This window comes from Pseudoalteromonas sp. S1608 (genome assembly GCF_005887265.1).
Taxonomy (GTDB): Bacteria; Pseudomonadota; Gammaproteobacteria; order Enterobacterales; family Alteromonadaceae; genus Pseudoalteromonas; species Pseudoalteromonas undina.
The window spans coordinates 1-274 of the sequence record NZ_PNDK01000134.1 but is presented as its reverse complement, the minus strand read 5'-3'; the positions used below and the strand labels follow the sequence as shown (position 1 = coordinate 274).

At 44.5% G+C, this 274-nt stretch carries 1 protein-coding gene; it reads left to right on the top strand.

What is annotated here, in order from left to right; translation table 11 throughout:
• Positions 1–58 precede the first annotated feature (58 nt).
• The coding region (locus CWB75_RS19005) for a 5'/3'-nucleotidase SurE (protein WP_283234847.1) at positions 59–274 on the top strand (216 nt) is incomplete at its 3' end.

Sequence of the window (274 nt, the reverse complement as noted above, 5' to 3'; positions counted from 1 at the left end):
TTCCTGGGCGCACAGTGCTATAATCCTGACGCCAGCCCAGGCGAGCGAAAAGTACAGGATCACGCAGCGGAAGATTCTATTACGAAATGATGATGGTGTAAATGCCAAAGCTATTGCTGTTTTATATCAAGCATTAATACAAAACGCTGAGGAAACGCTGTGTGCTCCAGATAGAAATTGTAGTGGTGCTAGTAATTCAGTAACGTTAATGACACCGCTGCGTGCCAAAACGCTCGACAACGGATTTATTTCGTTAATCATTCCACCAACTGGT